General features: G+C 63.3%; 16 protein-coding genes. 15 read left to right on the top strand and 1 reads right to left on the bottom strand.

Annotation, left to right across the window (positions count from 1 at the left end):
* Positions 1-10 precede the first annotated feature (10 nt).
* The 8 genes from QCE63_RS26305 to QCE63_RS26270 all read left to right on the top strand — a co-directional run bounded on the left by QCE63_RS26305 (position 11) and on the right by QCE63_RS26270 (position 8,009).
* Complete coding sequence (locus QCE63_RS26305; RefSeq protein ID WP_309837167.1) at positions 11-1,390, top strand: MFS transporter; 1,380 nt, start codon at positions 11-13, stop codon at positions 1,388-1,390.
* A 161-nt stretch (positions 1,391-1,551) separates the two neighbouring features.
* Positions 1,552-2,229: a type 1 glutamine amidotransferase domain-containing protein gene (locus QCE63_RS26300; protein WP_309837357.1), complete on the top strand. Its 678-nt coding sequence runs from the start codon at positions 1,552-1,554 to the stop codon at positions 2,227-2,229.
* A gap of 49 nt (positions 2,230-2,278) precedes the next feature.
* Complete coding sequence (locus tag QCE63_RS26295; protein WP_309837165.1) at positions 2,279-2,800, top strand: heme-binding protein; 522 nt, start codon at positions 2,279-2,281, stop codon at positions 2,798-2,800.
* A gap of 83 nt (positions 2,801-2,883) precedes the next feature.
* Positions 2,884-3,525 carry a winged helix-turn-helix transcriptional regulator gene (locus QCE63_RS26290; protein WP_309837164.1) on the top strand — a complete coding sequence of 214 codons (642 nt, stop codon included), beginning with the start codon at positions 2,884-2,886 and terminating at the stop codon, positions 3,523-3,525.
* 172 nt (positions 3,526-3,697) lie between these two features.
* Entirely contained in the window at positions 3,698-4,993 is a 1,296-nt protein-coding gene (locus QCE63_RS26285; protein WP_309837162.1) for an acyl-CoA dehydrogenase family protein, read from the top strand.
* A gap of 89 nt (positions 4,994-5,082) precedes the next feature.
* Positions 5,083-6,420 carry an acyl-CoA dehydrogenase family protein gene (locus tag QCE63_RS26280; RefSeq protein ID WP_309837161.1) on the top strand — a complete coding sequence of 446 codons (1,338 nt, stop codon included), beginning with the start codon at positions 5,083-5,085 and terminating at the stop codon, positions 6,418-6,420.
* A gap of 123 nt (positions 6,421-6,543) precedes the next feature.
* Entirely contained in the window at positions 6,544-7,566 is a 1,023-nt protein-coding gene (locus QCE63_RS26275; protein WP_309837158.1) for an alpha/beta hydrolase, read from the top strand.
* A gap of 50 nt (positions 7,567-7,616) precedes the next feature.
* Complete coding sequence (locus QCE63_RS26270) at positions 7,617-8,009, top strand: DUF3331 domain-containing protein (RefSeq protein ID WP_309837157.1); 393 nt, start codon at positions 7,617-7,619, stop codon at positions 8,007-8,009.
* An 8-nt stretch (positions 8,010-8,017) separates the two neighbouring features.
* On the opposite strand, the gene QCE63_RS26265 is transcribed toward QCE63_RS26270, so the two are convergent.
* A complete protein-coding gene (locus tag QCE63_RS26265) occupies positions 8,018-8,764 on the bottom strand; it encodes a response regulator (protein ID WP_309837156.1) in 747 nt (248 codons plus the stop codon).
* A gap of 429 nt (positions 8,765-9,193) precedes the next feature.
* Here QCE63_RS26265 and QCE63_RS26260 point away from each other — a divergent pair, with 429 nt between their 5' ends.
* The 7 genes from QCE63_RS26260 (at position 9,194) to QCE63_RS26230 (ending at position 19,884) form a co-directional block, all read left to right on the top strand.
* A complete protein-coding gene (locus QCE63_RS26260; protein WP_309837155.1) occupies positions 9,194-10,033 on the top strand; it encodes an enoyl-CoA hydratase/isomerase family protein in 840 nt (279 codons plus the stop codon).
* 144 nt (positions 10,034-10,177) lie between these two features.
* Positions 10,178-16,132 (top strand): AAA family ATPase, encoded by a 5,955-nt coding sequence (locus tag QCE63_RS26255; RefSeq protein ID WP_309837154.1) that lies wholly within the window; start codon positions 10,178-10,180, stop codon positions 16,130-16,132.
* Positions 16,133-16,142: 10 nt separating this feature from the next.
* Positions 16,143-17,018: an alpha/beta hydrolase gene (locus QCE63_RS26250; protein ID WP_309837153.1), complete on the top strand. Its 876-nt coding sequence runs from the start codon at positions 16,143-16,145 to the stop codon at positions 17,016-17,018.
* Between the two features lie 183 nt (positions 17,019-17,201).
* Entirely contained in the window at positions 17,202-17,513 is a 312-nt protein-coding gene (locus tag QCE63_RS26245; protein ID WP_309837152.1) for a BON domain-containing protein, read from the top strand.
* Between the two features lie 17 nt (positions 17,514-17,530).
* The gene (locus tag QCE63_RS26240; RefSeq protein ID WP_309837150.1) at positions 17,531-18,091 is read left to right on the top strand and encodes a VOC family protein; all 561 of its coding nucleotides are present in this window, start codon (positions 17,531-17,533) and stop codon (positions 18,089-18,091) included.
* A gap of 53 nt (positions 18,092-18,144) precedes the next feature.
* Positions 18,145-19,464, top strand: coding sequence for an epoxide hydrolase (locus QCE63_RS26235; RefSeq protein ID WP_309837149.1), 1,320 nt, complete (start codon positions 18,145-18,147; stop codon positions 19,462-19,464).
* A gap of 36 nt (positions 19,465-19,500) precedes the next feature.
* Positions 19,501-19,884 (top strand): nuclear transport factor 2 family protein, encoded by a 384-nt coding sequence (locus QCE63_RS26230; protein WP_309837148.1) that lies wholly within the window; start codon positions 19,501-19,503, stop codon positions 19,882-19,884.
* The last annotated feature ends 7 nt before the right edge of the window (positions 19,885-19,891 follow it).

Raw genomic sequence — 19,891 nt, 5'->3', positions numbered from 1 at the left:
GGAGACAGGCATGACAACCCGACCTCACGTGCATCAACGTGGCCCCGGCATGTTGCGGATCATCGCGACATCGAGTCTCGGCACGATGCTCGAATACTACGACTTCTTCGTCTATGTCGCCCTCACGGCGACGCTGACGCATCTCTTCCTGCCTTCCACCGACAGCGCCGTCGCGGCACTCGTTGGCGTCGCGACCTTCGGCATCGCCTATGTCGCACGACCGCTCGGCACCATCATCTTCAGTCCGATGTCGGACCGCATTGGCCGCAAGAAAACCTTCGTCATCACGCTCGCCATCATGGGGATCGCCACGGTCGGCATCGGTTGCCTGCCGACCTACGCCGTGGCGGGCGTCGCCGCACCCATCGCGTTGCTCACGCTGCGCATCGTGCAGGGCGTCGCGCTCGGCGGCGAGTATGGTTCAGCAGTCGTCTACGTCATGGAACATGCGCCGGAAGGCAGCAAGGGCGCGGCAACCAGCGTCCTGCAAAGCACGGCGAGCATCGGCCTGCTGCTTGCGCTGGTCGTCGTGGGCGCGTTGCGGCTGTCGCTCGACGCAGCGAGCTTCGCTTCATGGGGATGGCGTGTGCCGTTCGTGATCTCCGCGCCGATCGTGGCCGTCGCGACCTGGATCCGTCTCGGCATGACGGAGACGCCGGTCTTCGCCGAGATGAAGGAAGCAGGCCGCCTGTCGAAGCGGCCGTTGCAGGAAACGCTGTCGAGCCGCACGGCGTGGAAAGCCATTCTGGTCGCGATGTTCGGCGCGCAGGGCGGCACGTCGGTCTCGCTCTATACGTCGATTGTCTACATGCTGTATTTCCTGCAGAACGTACTCAAGGTCGAGCCGATGCAGGCCAACCTGTGTCTCGGCTTCGGCATACTGATCGCGGCGCCGCTGTATCCCGTGTTCGGCAAGCTGTCCGATGCGATCGGACGGGCGCGCGTGATGTTGATCGGCATCGTGCTGTGGATCGCGGCGGCTTATCCGGCGTTCGCCGGCATCCGTGCGAACGTGGCATCGGCGCAGTGGGTGTCGGTGTCATTGCTGATCGCGGTGCTCGCCATTCTCACCGCAATGATCATGGCGCCGCTGCCCGCGTTCATTGCCGAATGCTTTCCGCCGCAAAGCCGCACGACCGGATTCGGCCTCGCGCAACAACTTGGCAATGTCGTGTTCGGGGGATTCCTTCCGCTCATCAGTCTCTCGCTCGTCAACCTGACGGGGAATCCGCTTGCGGGCGTCGGATATTCGATCGCTTCGCTACTGCCCTGTCTCGCCGTGACGTGGATCTGGGGGCTGAAGCAGGACGCACGCGCGAGAAGCGCGAGGACGGATGGCGTGTCGGCGCGTGGGACGGGTGAGCCGGGTGAGCCGGTGTCGATGCATTGAGTGGCTCGTGCGATGACCCTGACGCACTGCCGCTATACCAGCAGATGTCGCCGCAAAACCATCGTCTGATGGTGCGGGCTGTTGATTCGACTTTAATGGAGACGTCGGCCGCGTCGATACGACGCGTTTGCCTTCGCAACGCTTCCTTTGAAGGATCGAACATGAAGACCGTCATCGTTCTTACGTCACACAATATTCTCGGCGATACAGGCAAGCCCACGGGCTTCTGGCTCGAGGAATTCACCGCGCCCTACTACACGTTCAAGGATGCGGGTGTGGAAGTGACCGTGGCATCGCCGAAGGGCGGCCACCCGCCGATCGACCCGAGAAGCGACGATCCCGACAATCAGACCGACACGATGCAACGCTTCAAGAAAGACGCCGATACCCAGAAGGTGCTCGCCCATTCCGTCAAGCTCTCCGACGTGCGGGCAGAAGATCACGACACGATCTTCTATGCGGGCGGCCACGGACCGATGTGGGACCTCACCGAGGATCCCGTTTCGATTGCGTTGATCGAAAGCTTCTATAACGCCGGCAAGCCGGTGGCCGCTGTCTGCCACGGGCCGTGCGTATTTCGTCACGCGACATTCGAAGGCCAGCCGCTCGTGAAGAACAAGCGCGTCACCTGTTTCACCAACGACGAAGAAGAAGCGGTTGGCTTGACTAAGGTCATGCCGTTTCTGGTCGAAGATGAATTGAAGCGCCTGGGCGGACGCTTCGAAAAGGTCAAGAACTGGGACGTCCTCACCGTAACCGACGGGCGGCTGATTACCGGGCAAAACCCGGCATCGTCGGGCCCGACCGCAAGGGAATTGCTGAAGCTTCTCAACGCCTGAGCGAACCCGTTCCTGCATTGCATGGCCACGGGTCGAGTGTGGAGAACCTATGAAACGCCTTGCATCCGCCGCGCTCGTTTGCGGTCAGCTTTTCATCGGCATGACAGGCCATGCGCAGGACGAGGGAAGATCAGGCTGGCGCTATAGCCTGCCGCTGAAAGTCGCGCTCGAGGCCGCAGAGGAAGCGCTGCGCGTATGCGAGCAGCAGCATTACTGGGTGACCGCGACTGTCGTGGACATGGACGGCGTGCCGCAACTCGTGCTGCGTGGCGACAAGGCCACGGTACACACCGCCGAATCCAGTTTCCGAAAGGCATTCACTGTGGTCACGCTCGGCCCCGAGTTCGGCTTCGACCGGTCGAGCGGCTTTTTCGAACTCATGAAGACGAGTCCTTACGCGCCGCAGCTTGCGACGGTTCATAACGTCATGGCGCTGCCGGGCGCCGTGGCGTTCAAGGTCAACGGCGAGATGGTCGGCGCCCTCGGCATCGGCGGCGCACCGGGCGGCGACAAGGACGAAGTGTGCGCGGCCGCCGGCGTCGCGAAGGTCGCGAACGAACTGCCGCATTGAGCCAGGTCGTACTGATGTCGCTTTGAAGAAGGGTATATGCTTGTGTCAGTCGCATGGCCCCTCTCAAACGACCTCCGATCGACATGGCTACCGATCCGTTGTCCAGCACCCGTCAGGGCATTCTGGACATCCTGCTCCAGCGCAAGAGCGGTTTGACGGTCGATGAAATCATCGAGGCCGTCGGCTTGAGCAGGACAGCGGTCAATCAACATCTGATTGCGCTGGAACGCCGCAACTTCATCGAGAAGGGCGCTCTCAGAAAAACCGGCGGGCGGCCGGTTCAGGTCTTTGTCCTCACGCAAGAGGGCACCAATCAGTTTCCCAAGCAGTATTCGTGGTTTTCGGCGTTGCTCGTGTCGACGCTGCGCGATGAGCTCGGCACCGAGCGGCTCGACCACTACATGTTCGATCTGGGCGTCAGGACGTCGGCGAGCATGATTCCGCGTCTGGTCGGGAAGACGCGTTCCGAGCGCGTCACCGAAACCGTGAAGATCATGAACGAGGCAGGCTTCCGGGCCATGGAGATTGGTCCGGACCGCGTGTCCACGCTATCGCGCGTGGAGTGCACCAACTGCGTCTACCATGATCTGACGAAAGACTATCCCGAGGTGTGCCGTTTCGATATCGGCTTTCTCACCGGCCTGATGGGCACCGAGGTCGAACACCAGGCCTGCATGCAACGCGGCGGAGAAGCCTGCCGTTTTCGCTTCAAGCCGTTTCCCTGAACTCGCCGAGCGATCGGTCGCAGTCAAGTTTGCACGACGAAGTTGTAACAGTCGGGCCTTTCAACACTTTTGACTATTGCGCCTGCCAAAAGCTGTGCCTATCTTGATGCCACAGGCCGCGTGTGACTCGCCCCAGTGACACGCGTGACCTGCTTCTATCAAGAGGCTCCAGATGGCTATTGACTTCACCATGTCGTCGGCGCAAAAGGCGGTGCAATCGAGAGCTCGGGCGTTTGCCGAAGACGTCCTCGCCCCCTTGCTCTGCCAGGCCGAGCACGAATCCGATCTGACCACGGCATTCGTGAAGAAGAGGCCGGCCTATATCGAAGCCTATCGGCAAGGCATTGCCACGGCGATGCTGCCGGCCGCCTACGGAGGCGGCGGCTATTCCTGTCTTGACTTCACCATCGCGACGGAAGAGATCGCGGCCATCGATCCAGGATTCGCTTGCACCGTGCTATGCAATGGCCTCGGACTGATGCCGGTCATCTGGTACGGGACGGAGGACCAGAAGCAACGCTTCGTCAGTGCGGCCACGTCGGACCCCAGCGAACAGTATCTCGGCGCCTGGACGGCGGCCGAGCCGCATCCATCGGCGCACGCGGTGAATGACGTCGACGATCCGCGTTCGCAGTCCGACATCACCCTGACCGCAACGCTTCGCGGCGATCGCTACGTGCTGAACGGACGCAAGAAGTGGTCGTCGGCCGCGGGATGGGATGGACTCGGCGCCGATACCCAGACCGTCATCGTTCGCACCGACGGGCAGACCGTCGGCCCAAGAGGGCTTTCCGCGATCGTGGTGGAGCGCGGCACATCGGGCGTGGCGTGTCATGCGGCGCCACAGGACGAGTATCGAATGGGCACGAGCGCCACCATTGAATTCCACGATGCCGAAGTTGCCGCCGACAATCTGCTCCCGGGTAGTCAAAGCAATGGAGATCGGGTCATCGACCGCAACTTCGCGTGGTTCGGTCCGATGGCGGCCATCGCGGCGGCCGGCGTGGCGCGCGCGGCGTATGAAGTGTCCTTGCGCTTCTCGAAACGTCATGCGGGCAGCTCGCTTGCGCCGCTCAGCCGCTTCGAGAACGTGGGCAATGTTCTGGGCGAGGTCGCGGCCAGGATCGAATCGGCGCGCTACTTTGCGTGGCGCGCCGCCGACTATCTGGACAAACACGATCAGCACGGAGAAATCTTCGGCGCGATGTGCAAGATCAACGTGACGGAAATGATGTTCGATTGCGTGTTCAGATGCATGCAACTGGTCGGCACGCGTACAGGCGACGACGAATTCAGTTTCAGCAGACATTTGCACGATGCGGCGCTGCTGCCCATCTATGACAGCGGCAACATGGCCGCGCAACGGCGCCGCGTGCGCGGCATCATGGCGCACGAACGATTCAATCCGCGCGCCGCTCTCGATGATCAGGCTGTCTATTCGCTGTCGCTAGCGGAAGGGGTTGGATGAAGCGCACGCGGCGGGCAACGTCATCGAATAAATGGAGCGAGCGTACGCTCGTCATGCCTGAAACGATCCAGACGTCAGGGACTCATCTCATGCCAATCGACTTCACACTGACCGGCCCGCAACGGAAGTTGCAGAAAAATGCCCGCGAATTCGCCATCGACATTCTTCAGCCAGTGGTCAGGCGGGCGGACGAGGAGACTGACACGCAGAAGGCGTTCGCCATCACGAAGAGCGCTTACCTCGAATGCTACAAGCTCGGCTTTGCCATGGGCTTCTTGCCAAAGGAATACGGCGGCGGCGGGATCAGCAACCTGGACTTGCAGATCGTCGCGGAAGAAATCACGGCCGTCGACCCGGGATTCGCTACCGTGCTGCTGGTGAACGGACTCGCGCTGATGCCGCTGGTCTGGTTCGGATCGGATGCACAGAAGCAGAAGTGGCTCACACAGGCAACGAGCGATCCGCGCGGGGAATATATCGCCGGATGGACGGTCAGCGAGGCGGTCAGTGAAACCGGCGGCACGGCAAACTTCGATCACCCGGCGGCGAGTCCGGCAGGCATCGGCTTGATCGCGAAGCATGACAAGGGCCGCGGCGAGTATGTGCTGAACGGGACCAAGTACTGGCCGTGCAATGCGGGCGGCTGGGATTTGAAGGGCGCGGACGTGAACGTCTGTATCGTACGCACCGATACTTCAAAAGGCGGTCGCGAGGGACTCAGCGCGATCATCGTTCCGCGCGGAACGGCAGGCATCAGTTATGCCCCACCCATCTCCAAGCTGGGGCATCGCCTGTGCCAGAACAATGCGATGACGTTCTCGGACTGCCGCGTGTCCGAGGAGAATGTGTTCGCCGTAGGCGACGGCGACCTCGTCATCAGCAAGGCATTCACGTGGTCGGGGCCGGTGGCGGCGATTGCGGCGGTCGGCGTGGCCCGCTCGGCCTACGAGTTCGCGCTGAACTGGTCGAAGACGCGCAGCGCGGGCGGGGGCGTGCCGATGATTCAACACCAGGCAGTGGGCTACATGCTCGCGGAGATTGCCATGAAGATCGAGGCATGCCGGGCGTTCTCGTGGAAGGCGGCGCACTACCTCGACCAGTTCGATTCGGAGGGCCATGCGGTCGCCGCGATGGCGAAGGTGTTTTGCGGAGAAGCGTTGTTCGGCGCGGTGTTCCGGGCGCTTCAGGTGATGGGGGTGAATGCGCTCGACAGACAGCATCCGATGGAGAAGTTCCTGCGCGAAGCTGCCGTGTTCCCCTTGTACGATGCGGGCAACATAGGCATGCAGATGCGCAAGATCTGGGGGGTCATGCTGGACGAACATTTCGACCCGCGAGCGATTGCCGATACGCGTCGGATGAGCTTCCGTAAGACAATGGAAAGCGCCGGCGCGGTGCTGCCACGACGCGAACCGGCGTCCCAGTGAACCGGCGAAATACCATGGGATGCGTCGGCTATATCAACCGACGATGCGGGAATACCAATGTCAGGATGTCAATGTGAGCCGCTCTTCGTAGACTGTTAAACAGGTCGATGCGGAGAGCCGGACATGGACGACATCATCAACACGCAACGCCGCCGGACGCTCGGCGCGGCTTTCGCCCTGGCGGGCGCGGTGGCGTGCGGTGTGTCGTTCAGGGCGAGCGGACAGCCGGCGCCAACGAGAGCCTCCGGAACATTTGAAGCGATCCGCCAGATCGACGCAGGCGCACTGAATGTCGGCTATGCGGAGGCCGGTCCGCGTGACGGTCCCGTGGTGATCCTCATCCATGGCTGGCCCTACGATATTCACAGCTATGTCGAAGTCGCGCCGCTGCTGGCATCGAGCGGCTATCGCGTCATCGTGCCGTATCTGCGGGGTTATGGCTCCACGCGCTTCCGCTCGTCCGACACGCCACGCAACGGGCAGCAGGTCGTTACCGCACTCGATCTCGTCGCCCTGATGGACGCGCTCGGCATCGACCAGGCCGTGCTTGGCGGCTACGACTGGGGCGCGCGCACCGCGGACATCGTCGCCGCACTCTGGCCCGAGCGCGTCAAGGCGCTGGTGTCGGTCAGCGGGTATCTGATCGGCAGTCAGGACGCGAACCGGAAGCCTCTGCCGCCATCGGCCGAACTTCAATGGTGGTATCAGTACTATTTCGCGACCGAGCGCGGCGCGCTGGGCTATGCGGCGAACCTGGATGCATTCAACCGGCTGATCTGGCAACTCGCATCGCCGCGCTGGTCGTTCGACGACGCGACCTATCGACGTTCGGCCGCCGCGTTCCGCAATCCGGATCACGTGGCCATCGTGATTCACAACTATCGATGGCGCCTCGGCCTCGCCCAAGGCGAGTCGCAATACGACGCCCTCGAACAGCGTCTGGCCGCCGCACCCGCCATCGCGGTGCCAACCATAACGCTGGAAGGCGACGCAAACGGCGCGCCGCATCCGGAACCGGCGGCTTACGCACGGAAGTTCAGCGGCAAGTATGTCCACCACACGATAGAGGGCGGCGTCGGCCATAACCTGCCGCAAGAGGCGCCCCGAGCTTTCGCGGACGCGATCCGGCAGGCCGCCAGCCTGTGACACACGCACGGCTGCTCATCAACATGGCTGCGCCTTCAAGGAGCCTGGATATGTCGGACCTGATGAAGACCATCGATGCATGGTCACGGACCATCGTGATGATGCGATCGTGCATGAATTCGGCGGGCCTCGCCGTGTCGCGACACGCGGTGTGCGGGCTGCCGGACAAGAGCGCCGATCCCTGCGGCGCCGCGCTTGTGGTGAGCGTGATAGAACGCCCCACGCCGACCACCGCCACGATCTACTGGCGCGATCCGACGCGTTGCAGCTATTGCGATCAGTCGTGGAGAATCCGGCGCGCGCGCAAGCGAGGGCGGTGTGCAATCAGCGGCGAGTCGATTGCGGCAGGCGATTTCGTCTATGCGCCGATCCGGACCACCAGCGTGTGCAACGGACACGCGATGATCCTTGCATCGGTGATCGAGCAATACACGCTGGCGTGAACCGCGGCCTACACCGTACCGTGATGCGCCGTCAGCGGAGCGGCGACGCGCCCGATCGCATCCAGCGCGACGAATGGCGCGACCGTTTGAACGTCGCGCGCGTGTCCGATGCCGAGCACCTCTGCCTTGCGGACCAGATCGGGCAGATTCCGCGAAGCCATTTTTCGCATGACCTGTCCGCGATAGATCTTCACGGTGACTTCGCTGAGGTTCATGTCATAGGCAATCTGCTTGTTCAGCATGCCCGCGACAACGCGTTTCATGACGTCCTTCTCGCGCAGCGTGAGTGACTCGAACGAAGAAAACACGACCGCGAGCGCCGCGTCGGCCGCGCGGCGCGCTGCATCGCGCTTCAATGCATCGGCGATCGCGTCTAGCATGTCCTGGTCGCGGAAAGGCTTCTCGAAGAAGTCGAGCGCGCCCGCCTTCATGGCCTTGACGGTCATCTCGATGTCGCCGTAGGCGGTCATGAAGAGTATCGGCATGTGGACGCCATGGCGCGCCAGGTCGGTCTGGAACGCAAGGCCGCTGGCGCCGCGCAGGCGGACGTCGAGGACAAGACAGCTCGGCACGGCGTACTTGGGAAACGCGAGGAATTCGGCGGGCGAATCGAAGGTCTGGACCCGCAGCCTGACCGAACGAACCAGACTCTGCAAGGTGAAGCGGATCGACTCGTCGTCATCGACCACATAGACCACCGGTGTCTGATCGTCCGGCGTGGCGCCGCCGGACGCGGATAGCAGCATGGAGTTCATCTTTCCTCCTGTGCAGAGACCTTGCGCGGATGAGTCCGGGGCAAGAATCAGGATCGAACCGTCAGGAACGTCACGACAGGCAAGGGGTGTGTCCAGGCGGCCGACCCATTCGGTCACTGGCCTGGCGCCATGTCATGAATGATGGGTCAGCGTCATGTTACATAGCGATGCGAAACACTCTAGCAGGATTTAATAAAAAAGTTCTGCCGAGTTGTGAGCGATGTTGGCTGCGATCCGGACTCCGGCGCCGCGCCGCGGGTTAATTAACCTTCGACGCGCTGACCGGGTTCTGCAACGCGCCGTATCGCTGCTGCGTGCCACCTCGTATAGAGCGACATACGTTGGTATGAACAGGCCGCCGGGTCGCGGTTTCCGCCACTATAGTTGCTGCATCACGCGACCGAACACATCGGTAATGGAGAGAGCGACATGACCTTCGATAGCACCCACGCGCAGATCAGGATCGAACCGCGTAGCCCATCGTACTGGCGCGTCATCATCAATCAGCCGCCGTTCAATATCTTCGGGCCGGACATGCTGCCGCAGCTCAACGCCGTGGTCACCGCGCTCGAAACGGACCCGCATGTACAAGTGGTGGTCTTCGAGAGCGCGGTGCCGGGCTTCTTTCTTACGCACTACGATTTCGAGCCGCCGCTCGAAGCCACGACCAGCATGGCGCCGGGCCCCACGGGCCTCCCGCCTTTGCCCGACATGCTGGTGCGCATTGGCCGCATGCCGGTGATCTCCATCGCGAAGATTCGCGGTCGCGCAACCGGTGTCGGCAGCGAACTGGCGCTGGCGAGCGACATGCGCTTCGCGAGCCGCGACAAGGCGTTGCTGTCGCAATGGGAAATCGGCGCCGGGCTCGTTCCCGGGGGCGGGCCCATGACGCGGCTGTCGCGGCTGATTGGCCGGGGTCGCGCGCTCGAAGTGCTGACGAGCGGAAACGACTTCGACGGTGCGCTGGCGGAGCGCTATGGCTACGTCAACCGTGCGTTGCCGGACGAGGAACTCGACGACTTCGTCGAGGCCCTCGCCACGCGTATCGCGTCCTTCGACAAGCAATCGCTCGCGGTCATCAAGCGGCATGTCAATGCGCAAACCCTGCCGCCCGATACGTCCGTCGCACCCGAATGGGACGCCTTCATCGCCGCTGTGCAGCGGCCGGCCGCTCGCCAGAAGATCGCTCAATTGATGGAGATGGGTTTGCAGAAGGATCCGGACGTGGAGGCCAGGCTCGCGCATTACACGGGATCGTTGTGGCGCTAGTGCTTCTTCGGGCGAAGCGTGGCGCAAGCCAGGGAAGGTGAAACAGGCTCCTTGCGTGATAGGCTGCTTTTCGCCTCGGAAGCGGTACGGGTCGTCGGATGCGTATCGATTTCGTCGGATGAGAGCGGCGAAAGGGAGCATCACATGGACCTCACCGGTTTTGCGCTCGAACCGTTGCACAACGACGGCGACCTGCTCATGTACCGCGCGAATCGCCCGGACTCGCCGGTCACGCTGCTCGTGCGCGTCGCGAATCAGCCTGCGTCGCCGACCATCATGCGGCTCGAACACGAATATGGCCTGGCCCCGTTGCTCGCGCCCGAGTGGTCCGCGCAGCCGCTCGCGCTCGATCTCGGACGCGTGCCGCCCGTGCTGATTCTCGACGACAGCGGCGGCGACCCGCTCGTCCGCGCGCTGGGCAAGCCGCTGGCACTGGCGCGCTGCCTGCGCATTGCCGTGAATCTCGCGCAGGCCATGGTCGCGATGCACGCGCTCGGCATCGTCCACAAGGACATCAAGCCCGCGAACGTGCTGGTCGGCGCGGACGAGCACGTGCGCCTGACCGGCTTCGGCATTGCGTCGCTGCTGCCGCACGAGCATCAGCCGGCGGTGCCGCCGGAGGTCATCGCGGGCACGCTGGCCTACATGTCTCCCGAGCAGACGGGACGCATGAACCGCTCGGTCGATGCCCGCAGCGACTTGTATTCGTTCGGCGCGCTGCTCTACGAGATGTTGACGGGCGCGCCGCCCTTCGCCGCATCCGACGCGATGCAGTGGATCCACTGCCACATTGCGCGCCGGCCCGTGCCCGTGACGGATTGCGTTGAAGGCTTGCCGACCGTGGTCGCGTGCATCGTCGACCGGTTGCTGGCCAAGATCGCGGAGGATCGATACCAGACTGCACTCGGCGTGCTGGCCGATCTGCGAACCTGCCTCGCGGCGTGGGAAGCGAGCGGCGACATACCGTCCTTCACGCTTGGCACGTGCGATGCATCCGACCGCTTGCGCATCCCGGAGAAGCTCTATGGACGTGCGGCACAGATCGACGCGCTGCTCGCCGCCTTCGATCGCGTGACCACCCGGGGCGATGCCGAAATCGTCCTGGTCTCGGGCTATGCGGGCATCGGCAAGTCGGCGCTGGTCAACGAATTGCAGAAGGCGCTCGTGCCGTCGCGCGGCCTGTTTGCAGCGGGCAAGTTCGACCAGTATCAGCGCGATACGCCGTATGTGCCGCTCACGCAGGCGTTCCAGTCGCTCGTGCGTATGCTGTTGAACGAGAGCGATGCGGAACTGAAGCAGTGGCGGCGCGAACTGACGGACGCGCTCGCCCCCAACGCCCAGTTGATGATCGGGCTGATTCCGGAACTGGCGCTGATCATCGGCGAGCAAACGGCGGTGCCGGCCTTGCCGCCGCAAGAAGCGCGCAACCGGCTTCACATTGTGTTTCGCCGCCTGCTCGGCGTGTTTGCGCGACCGGAGCATCCGCTTGCGTTGTTCATCGACGATCTGCAATGGCTCGACGCGGCGACGCTCGAATTGATCGAAGACCTCGCGGCCCATACCGACGTGACACATCTGCTGTTGGTCGGCGCGTATCGCGTGGAGGGCGCCGAGCCGGGACATCGCCTCGCCCACATGATCGATGCAGTGAGCGACGCCGGCATGAACGTGAAGCACATCGATCTGAAGGCCCTCGCGACCGGCAGCACGACGGAGCTCCTCTGCGAGGCGCTGCGCTGCACCGCGGACGATGCAACGCCGCTCGCGCAACTGCTGCGTGAGAAGACCGGCGGCAATCCGTTCTTCCTGATCCAGTTCCTGACGATGCTGGCTGACGAGGGCCTGCTCGCCTTCGATCATCGTGCCGGCCACTGGACGTGGGACCTCGGGCGGATCCGCGCGAAGGGACTGACCGAGAACGTCGCCAGCTTGATGGCCGCCCGGCTCGGCCGCCTGCCGGAGCCTACGCGCGAAGCGCTGAGCCGGCTCGCGGCGCTGGGCAACGTGGCGCGTATCGATGCGTTGACGCGCGTCCATGGCGAAGCCGGAGACGCGATCGACGCCAGGCTGTGGGAGGCCATGAAAAGCGGCCTGGTGCGTCGGGTCGACGACGCCTATGTGTTCGTGCATGACCGCGTGCAGGAAGCCGCCTATGCGCTGATCCCGGAGGATGAACGTCCCGCGCTGCATCTGCATATCGGCCGCGCGCTGGCGGCGGGAAGCGCGCCGGACGAACCCGGCGAGTTCCTCTTCGACATCGTCAATCATCTCAATCGCGGGATCGCGTTGATGACCGATGCGGACGAGCGCGAACGTACCCTCGTGCTGAATGACGAGGCGGGGCGCCGCGCGATGAGTTCGGCAGCATTCGCGGCGGCGCGCAACTATCTCGCGCAAGGCGTGGCGCTTCTGTCCGGCGATGCGTGGACCGGGCACTACGCCCGCACGTTCGCACTCTATCTGGCGTTCTCCGAATGCGAATATCTCGCCGGGCGCTTTGCGGAGGCCGACGCGCTCTTCGACATGATGCTCGAACGCGCCTGTTCGAGCCTGGACCGTGCGAAGGTCTTCGGCTTGCGCATGGAGCTGTATCAGGTAGCGGGCCGCTTCGACGAAAGTTTCGACGTCGCCGTGCTCGCGTTGCGCGAATTCGGCGTGCTGCTGCCGCTGCACGACGCCGCCGCCGGCGCCGAGATCGACCGGGAACTGCACGACATTGCCCATGGCCTCGCGGGCCGCAGCATCGACATGCTGGTCGATGCGCCGGTCGCAACCGATCCGGCCACCTGGACGATCATCGACTTGCTGGTGGAATCGATGCCCTGCGCGTTCATCGCCCGGCCGGCCTTTTATCCGCTCATCACGCTGAAAGCGGTGAACCTGTCGCTGCGCGCGGGCAATACCGACAAGTCGAGCTTCGCCTATGGCAACTACGCGCTGATGCTGGTCTCGCGGATCGGCGACATTGCCTCCGCGGTGCAGTTCTCGGAGATGTCGCTCGCCTTGAACGAAAAGTTCGGCAATCGGCGCTTCAAGGGCAAGCTGCTGCATCTTCACGGCAATCACATCAACTTCTGGCGTCGTCACATCATGACCGACCTGCCGATACTCGAACGCGCGAGCAGCGCGTGTCTCGATGTCGGCGACCTGGCTTTCGCCGGATACCTGGCCTTCACCACCGTCTGGCAGACGATAGAAAAGGGCACGCCGCTGAGCGAAGTGCTGCGGCTCTCCCGGCGTCACGCGGCGTTTGCACGGCAGAGCCGCAACGACGCGGTGTACGAGACCGTTCGCCTGCAACAGCATTTCGTGACGACGCTTCTGGGCGAACCCGCCGACGACACCCCGGCGGACGCCCGCTTCGATCGCGAAGCCGCGTTTGCGGTCATCGTGCAGGCGAACTTCGGCTGCGGCATCGCGTTCGGTCACATCATGGATCTGATGCTGGCCTATCTGGAAGGACGCTACGACGACGCGCTCGACGCCGCCCGGCACGCCCAGGCGAATCTCGATGCCGCCATGGCGCTGCCGATAGAAGCGACGTTTCACTTCTTTCATGCGCTGACCTTGACGGCGCTGGATGCCTCGGCGAGTGAGGAGCAGCGGATCGCACGGCGCCGCACGTTGCATGCGGTCTGCGCGAAGTTCGCGGATTGGGCAAGTCATTGCCCGAGCAATTTCCGTCATTGCCACGCGCTGATCTCCGCCGAAGCCGCGCGTCTCGAAGGCCGCGCGTCGGATGCCATGCACCACTACGAAGAAGCGGTGCGCTCGGCGCGCGAGCAGGGTTTCATCCATCACCAGGCGCTGGCACATGAACTGGCCGCGCGCTTTTTCGCCGGGCGTGGCCTGGAGACGATCGCGGGCACCTATCTGGCGAATGCGCGCGCCTGCTACGAGCGCTGGGGCGCCCACAGCAAGGTGCGCCAGTTGGCGCGCGACCACGCACAGGCGCCGCGGGCGCTCACGGACATCGACGGGACCATCGCCACCACCAGCGAGCAGCTCGACCTGGAAACGGTCGTCAGCGTGTCGCGTGCCATCTTCAGCGGTGTCGATCTGGAGCAGTTGATCCATACGCTGATGAAACTGGCCCTCGAACACGCCGGTGCGAATCGCTGTCTGTTGCTGCTGAGACGCCGCAAGGACATGCGTGTCGAAGCCGAGGCCACGGCGAGTGCGGATCGAATCGACGTGCGTTCGCTCAAGTTGCGGATCGACCAGGTGGACCTGCCGGGGTCGGTCCTGCGCTATGTGATGCGCGCGAGCGACAGTCTGCTGCTCCACGATGCTTCCTCCACCCATCCGTACTCATCCGACGAGTACGTGATGCGTCACGACTGCCGATCCATCCTGTGCTTGCCGCTCATCAAGCAGACACGCCTGATCGGCGTGCTGTATCTGGAGAACACGCTCGCGTCCAACGTCTTCACGCCCGCGCGCAGCGCCATCTTGCGGCTGCTTGCATCGCAGGCGGCGATGTCGCTCGAAACAGCGCGTCTCTATGCCGACCTGCAACATGCCGAGGCGCTGCTGGCCGATGCACAGAGACTGAGCGACACCGGCAGCTTCGACTGGCATGTGTCGAGCGGCGAGCTGTTCTGGTCGAAGCAAAGCTTCCGGATCTTCCAGTACGACACGGCCACGCTGCCGACCCTGGATCTGATGCTGGCCCGGGTGCATCCCGATGACGTGACCTTCGTGCGCCTGATGCTCGACCGGGCGATGCGCGAACGCCAGCCGTTCGATATCGAGCACCGGCTGCTGATGCCGAATGGCGCCGTGCGGCACCTGCAACTAGTGGCGCACGTGCTGGCGGACCTCGATGACGGCATACGCGTGCTCGGCGTGCTGAAGGACATCACGACGCGCAAGCAGGCCCATGCCGCATTGCTGCGCAGCGAGCATCGCTATCGCAGTCTGTTCTTCGACATGCCCGTGGGCCTCTGGCAGATCGACGCCCAGCCGCTCATCGCGTTGCTGTCGGATCTGCGCGCACAAGGTGTGGAGAGCTTGTCCGACTATATCGACGACCATCCCGGCTGGCTGAGCCGGGCGATGGAGCTGCTCGTCATCGAGGAAGTCAATCACCACGCCGCGAGCATGTTCGGCGCCCAGGAGGCGGACATGCTGCTCGGTCCCTTGCCCTGGGTCTGGCGCGAAAGTCCGGGTACATTCAGACGTGCGCTGGAGAGCCGTTACAGCGGCGCATCGGTGTTTCAGGAGACGACGAGGATCCCGACGCTCGACGGACGCATCATCGATGTCCTGTTGACGATCGCGCGTCCCATCGCGGCGGAGGATCTCGGCATTGCGCTGATCAGTCTCGTCGACCTGACGGAGCGCATTCGCGCGCAGGACATGTTGCAGCGGCTTCAGGCGGACTTCGCCCACGCGGCGCGCATTGCCACGCTTGGCGGACTGAGCGCCTCGATCGCGCATGAACTGAAGCAACCGCTCGCCGCGATCACGATGAACAGCGCGCTCAGCACGCGCTGGCTCGATCGCAAGGCACCGGACGTGGATGAGGCGCGCCTCGTCAACCAGCGCATCAGGATCGATGCCCAGCGCGCGGTGGACATCGTCGACCGTATTCGGGCGATGGCCATGCGCCGCGGTCTGACGCGCGCCGAGGCGCCGCTGGATGAACTCATCGACGAGGCGCTGCTGTTTCTGCAACATGACGTCGGCTCGCGCGGCGTCACGATCGCGCGCAAGTGCGCGCGCCCCGCGCCCGTGGTCCTCGTCGATCGCGTGCAGTTGCAACAGGTCATCGTGAACCTGGTCGTCAACGCGATGCAGGCCATGGAAGCGGACGGCGCAGACGCCCGCATCGTCACGATACGCACCGACCTGCCCGATTCATCCAGCGTCACGTGCAGCGTGGAAGACAGCGGCCCCGGCGTCGATGTACAGGACATGACGCACATCTTTCAAAGCTTCTTCACGACGCGGGAGAACGGCATGGGCATGGGCCTCGCCATCTGCCGGTCGATCATCGAAGCGCATGGCGGACATATCGATGCCGACAACGCATCGGTGCACGGCGGCGCGCGCTTCTTCTTCAACCTTCCGCTGGCACAGTCCGGCACATCATGAGCCGCTCATCATGCAGGTGAGATACCAATCCATTACTGTCGACGGGTTATCGATTTTCTATCGCGAGGCAGGCTGGGAGAATCGACGTGTCGTGCTGTTGCTGCACGGCTTTCCTTCGTCTTCACGCATGTTCGAACCGTTGCTGCAAAGACTCGGCGACGAATATCGCCTGATTGCACCGGATTTTCCGGGCTTCGGCCATAGCGACGCGCCTTCTCCGGAGCAGTTTGCCTACACTTTCGATCACGTGGCCGAGGTGGTCGGCGGTTTCGTCAACGCGCTCGGCCTCGATTCGTACACGCTCTTTATGCAAGACTATGGCGGCCCGGTGGGCTTTCGGCTTGCACTGGCGTATCCGGAACGCGTGCAGGCGATGATCGTGCAGAACGCCGTGGCGCACGAGTCGGGGCTCGGGCCGTTGTGGGATACGCGCCGGGCGTTCTGGGCCCGTCGTGAGAAGTATCAGGCTGCGGTCGAACAGAATCTGATGTCGCTCGCGGCCGCGAAACAGCGCCATGTCGGCACGAGCCCGAACGTCGATCGATACGACCCGGATCTGTGGGCCGACGAGTTCGCGTTCCTGTCGCGCCCGGACCAGACGCGCATCCAGAGCGATCTGTTCTACGACTACCAGTCCAATGTCGCCGCCTATCCGACGTGGCAGGCGTGGCTGCGCCGTCATCGGCCGCGCATGCTGGTGGTATGGGGGCGCTACGATCCCTCGTTTCTGCCCGGGGAAGCCCACGCATACCGGGACGACGTTCCCGATGCGGAGGTTCACTTGCTCGATGCAGGGCATTTCGCTCTCGATGAAAAGGCCGATGACATCGCCGATATCGTCCGCGAGTTTCTGCGCCGTGCCCCGGGGCGCGTGACGTTGGGTTGACGGGACTATACGCGCGGCAAGGTTCGACATACCCGGCGACGATTGAAGGAACGCGCGCGCCGTCCTGTAATGAAGCTTGGCGACCGGCGTTACGCGTTGCGTCGGTGCTGACTTCGTTACCGAAAGGAGCAAGGCATGCGAACCCGATTATTGAAATTCACTGTCGCGGCGGCCGCGTCATTCATGGTCATCTTCGGCGTAACCGTTCCACGCGCAAGCGCTGCGGAAGCGTCGCCTGACAGCACGGCTGCGACCAGCAAGAAGGCCATCCGCGCGGAAAATCACGCGTTAGGCCGTTCCGTGCGTCATTCGCTTACCAAAGTAAAAGGTCTGGACTCTTCGCATATCAACGTGCTTGCACGTGGCAGCACGGTCACGCTGGAAGGCTCTGTACCGGACCAGTCGCAGATCGATACCGCACAGGCGGCCGCAGCGAAAGTGGCGGGCGTCCAGCGTGTCGACAACCGGCTCACCATTTATGAACCGGGCAACTGATCTTTCCAGGAGCCGTCATGAGCACCGATTCGTTGCAAAACGAGCAGGTATCCGCGAGCGCCGGCGCCGGAGCGCTGGGCATGAAACTGGAGATCGCCGTGGTGCCGGTGTCCGACGTCGATCGCGCCAAATCCTTCTATAGCAAGCTGGGGTGGCGTCTGGACGTCGACTTCAAAGGTGACGATGGTTATCGGGTGATCCAGTTCACGCCGCCGGAATCCGCATGCTCGGTCATGTTCGGGCAGAACATGACCGATGCCCCGCCGGGCACGGCTCGCGGGCATTACCTCATCGTTACCGACATCGCGGCCACGCGTGCGGAACTGGAACGGCGAGGCGTGCAGGTGGGCCCGCTCTTTCACGACGAGGGTGGCATCTTCCATCGCAATGACGGCACGGGGTGCGTCGCGGGCGCCAGTCCGGAGCGCAGGAGTTATGCGACGTTCGCCACGTTCAGCGATCCGGACGGTAATCGCTGGTTCCTGCAGGAGATCACGGCGCGACTGTCGGCCGACGTGGCAGCGGACGATCCTCGCTTCACGCCGCAAATTCTCGCGGTGTTGCACGGAAAGGCATGACGCGGGCGTTGAGCGCTTGCCCGGAATGGCAGAACGAATCCCAGGGGAATGACATGGCAGACAGTACTCAAGTCGAAGCGTCGTCACGTCGGCGTTTCATGGAAACGGCCGTAGCCGCGGTGGCTGCCGGTTCCGCAAGCCGGTTCGCCTTCGCCGATACCGCCGTCACCACCACGTCCCGACCGCCCGGCAGCGACAAGACGGCGATACGGACCTTGCGCGTGCATGCGCCGGAAGCGCAGCTTGCGGAGCTCAGACGGCGCGTGAAGGCGACCAAGTGGCCCAGCCGCGAGACGGTTCCGGATGCCACCCAGGGCGTGCAACTCGCGACGATGCAAAGCCTCGCGCGTTACTGGACCACGGCGTATGACTGGCGCAAGATGGAAGCGAAACTCAATGGGCGGCCTCAGTTCGTGACCGAGATCGACGGTGTCGACATTCATTTCACGCACGTGCGCTCGCGCCATGCGAACGCGTTGCCGATCATCATCACGCACGGCTGGCCGGGTTCCGTCATCGAACAGATGAAGATCATCGATCCGCTGACGAACCCGACCGCATACGGCGGCACGGCGGCGGATGCGTTCGATGTCGTGATTCCGTCGCTGCCGGGATACGGCTTCTCCGGTACGCCGACGACCACGGGCTGGGATCCCGCCCGCGTCGCACGGGCCTGGGTTGCGCTGATGGAGCGCGTGGGCTACACGCGCTATGTTGCGCAGGGCGGCGACTGGGGCAATGCCGTGACGGAACAAATGGCGCTGCTGAAGCCGTCCGGTTTGCTCGCCATGCATACCAACATGCCGGCCACGGTTCCCGACGATATCGCCGACGATCTGAAATATGGCAAGCCCGCGCCGGCGGGGCTCTCCGAAGACGAGCAGCATGCCTATGAGCAACTCGATTACTTCTACAAGCATGGCTTGGGTTATGCGCTGGAAATGGCGAACCGTCCGCAAACGCTTTACGGACTCGAAGACTCGCCTATCGGTGCGGCCGCGTGGATGCTCGATCACGACGCACGCAGCCAGGAGATGATCGCGCGCGTGTTTCAAGGCCAGCCGGAAGGACTGAGCCGCGACGATGTGCTCGACAACATCACGCTGTACTGGCTGACCGGGACATCGATCTCGTCGGCGCGACTGTACTGGGAGAACAAATTCAACTTCTTCGCGCCGAAACACGTGGAGATTCCGGTCGCCGTCAGCGTGTTCCCGGACGAGATCTACAGCGCGCCGCGCAGCTGGACCGAGCGGGCGTATCCGAAGCTGATTCACTACAACCGTCTTCCCAAGGGCGGGCATTTTGCGGCATGGGAGCAGCCTCAGCTTTTCACTCAAGAAATCCGGGCGAGTTTTCAGACGCTGCGTTGATGGCCTTCCGAGTCCTCGTGAGAACAGGAGCCCGCCATGCACGATGAGTCGATACGTGAAGCATTGAATGCCCACTGGCGCGCGTCGGCGGCGGGTGATCTCAATGCGGAACACGATATCTACGACGACCACGCCATCTGCGACTATCCTCAATCAGGCGAGCGAATTCACGGCAAGGCCAATCTCCAGGCGCTGCGTTCCGGTCATCCGGACCGTCCCTCGGGCTTCGAGGTCAGGCGCATACAGGGAATGGGCGATCTGTGGGTGACGGAATACGTCATCACGTATGGCAAGCGCGCGGCGCTGACCGTGAGCATCATGTCGTTCGCGAACGGCAAGGTCGTGCACGAGACCCAGTATTTCACTGAAACGTTCGAGGCGCCGGCGTGGCGAAGCCGGTGGGTGCAGCGTATGCCGTGAACAAGGA

This window comes from Caballeronia sp. LZ065 (assembly GCF_031450975.1).
Lineage (GTDB): Bacteria > Pseudomonadota > Gammaproteobacteria > Burkholderiales > Burkholderiaceae > Caballeronia.
Note: the sequence above shows the minus strand (reverse complement) of the source record. Positions and strands in the feature narration are given on the sequence as shown.

What these genes read in the sequence shown, in the direction of transcription:
- QCE63_RS26305 (WP_309837167.1), top strand. Translation starts at nt 11, where the DNA reads ATGACAACCCGACCTCACGTGCATCAACGTGGCCCCGGCATGTTGCGG.
- QCE63_RS26300 (WP_309837357.1), top strand. Translation starts at nt 1,552, where the DNA reads ATGAAGACCGTCATCGTTCTTACGTCACACAATATTCTCGGCGATACA.
- QCE63_RS26295 (WP_309837165.1), top strand. Translation starts at nt 2,279, where the DNA reads ATGAAACGCCTTGCATCCGCCGCGCTCGTTTGCGGTCAGCTTTTCATC.
- QCE63_RS26290 (WP_309837164.1), top strand. Translation starts at nt 2,884, where the DNA reads ATGGCTACCGATCCGTTGTCCAGCACCCGTCAGGGCATTCTGGACATC.
- QCE63_RS26285 (WP_309837162.1), top strand. Translation starts at nt 3,698, where the DNA reads ATGGCTATTGACTTCACCATGTCGTCGGCGCAAAAGGCGGTGCAATCG.
- QCE63_RS26280 (WP_309837161.1), top strand. Translation starts at nt 5,083, where the DNA reads ATGCCAATCGACTTCACACTGACCGGCCCGCAACGGAAGTTGCAGAAA.
- QCE63_RS26275 (WP_309837158.1), top strand. Translation starts at nt 6,544, where the DNA reads ATGGACGACATCATCAACACGCAACGCCGCCGGACGCTCGGCGCGGCT.
- QCE63_RS26270 (WP_309837157.1), top strand. Translation starts at nt 7,617, where the DNA reads ATGTCGGACCTGATGAAGACCATCGATGCATGGTCACGGACCATCGTG.
- QCE63_RS26265 (WP_309837156.1), bottom strand. Translation starts at nt 8,764, where the DNA reads ATGAACTCCATGCTGCTATCCGCGTCCGGCGGCGCCACGCCGGACGAT.
- QCE63_RS26260 (WP_309837155.1), top strand. Translation starts at nt 9,194, where the DNA reads ATGACCTTCGATAGCACCCACGCGCAGATCAGGATCGAACCGCGTAGC.
- QCE63_RS26255 (WP_309837154.1), top strand. Translation starts at nt 10,178, where the DNA reads ATGGACCTCACCGGTTTTGCGCTCGAACCGTTGCACAACGACGGCGAC.
- QCE63_RS26250 (WP_309837153.1), top strand. Translation starts at nt 16,143, where the DNA reads ATGCAGGTGAGATACCAATCCATTACTGTCGACGGGTTATCGATTTTC.
- QCE63_RS26245 (WP_309837152.1), top strand. Translation starts at nt 17,202, where the DNA reads ATGGTCATCTTCGGCGTAACCGTTCCACGCGCAAGCGCTGCGGAAGCG.
- QCE63_RS26240 (WP_309837150.1), top strand. Translation starts at nt 17,531, where the DNA reads ATGAGCACCGATTCGTTGCAAAACGAGCAGGTATCCGCGAGCGCCGGC.
- QCE63_RS26235 (WP_309837149.1), top strand. Translation starts at nt 18,145, where the DNA reads ATGGCAGACAGTACTCAAGTCGAAGCGTCGTCACGTCGGCGTTTCATG.
- QCE63_RS26230 (WP_309837148.1), top strand. Translation starts at nt 19,501, where the DNA reads ATGCACGATGAGTCGATACGTGAAGCATTGAATGCCCACTGGCGCGCG.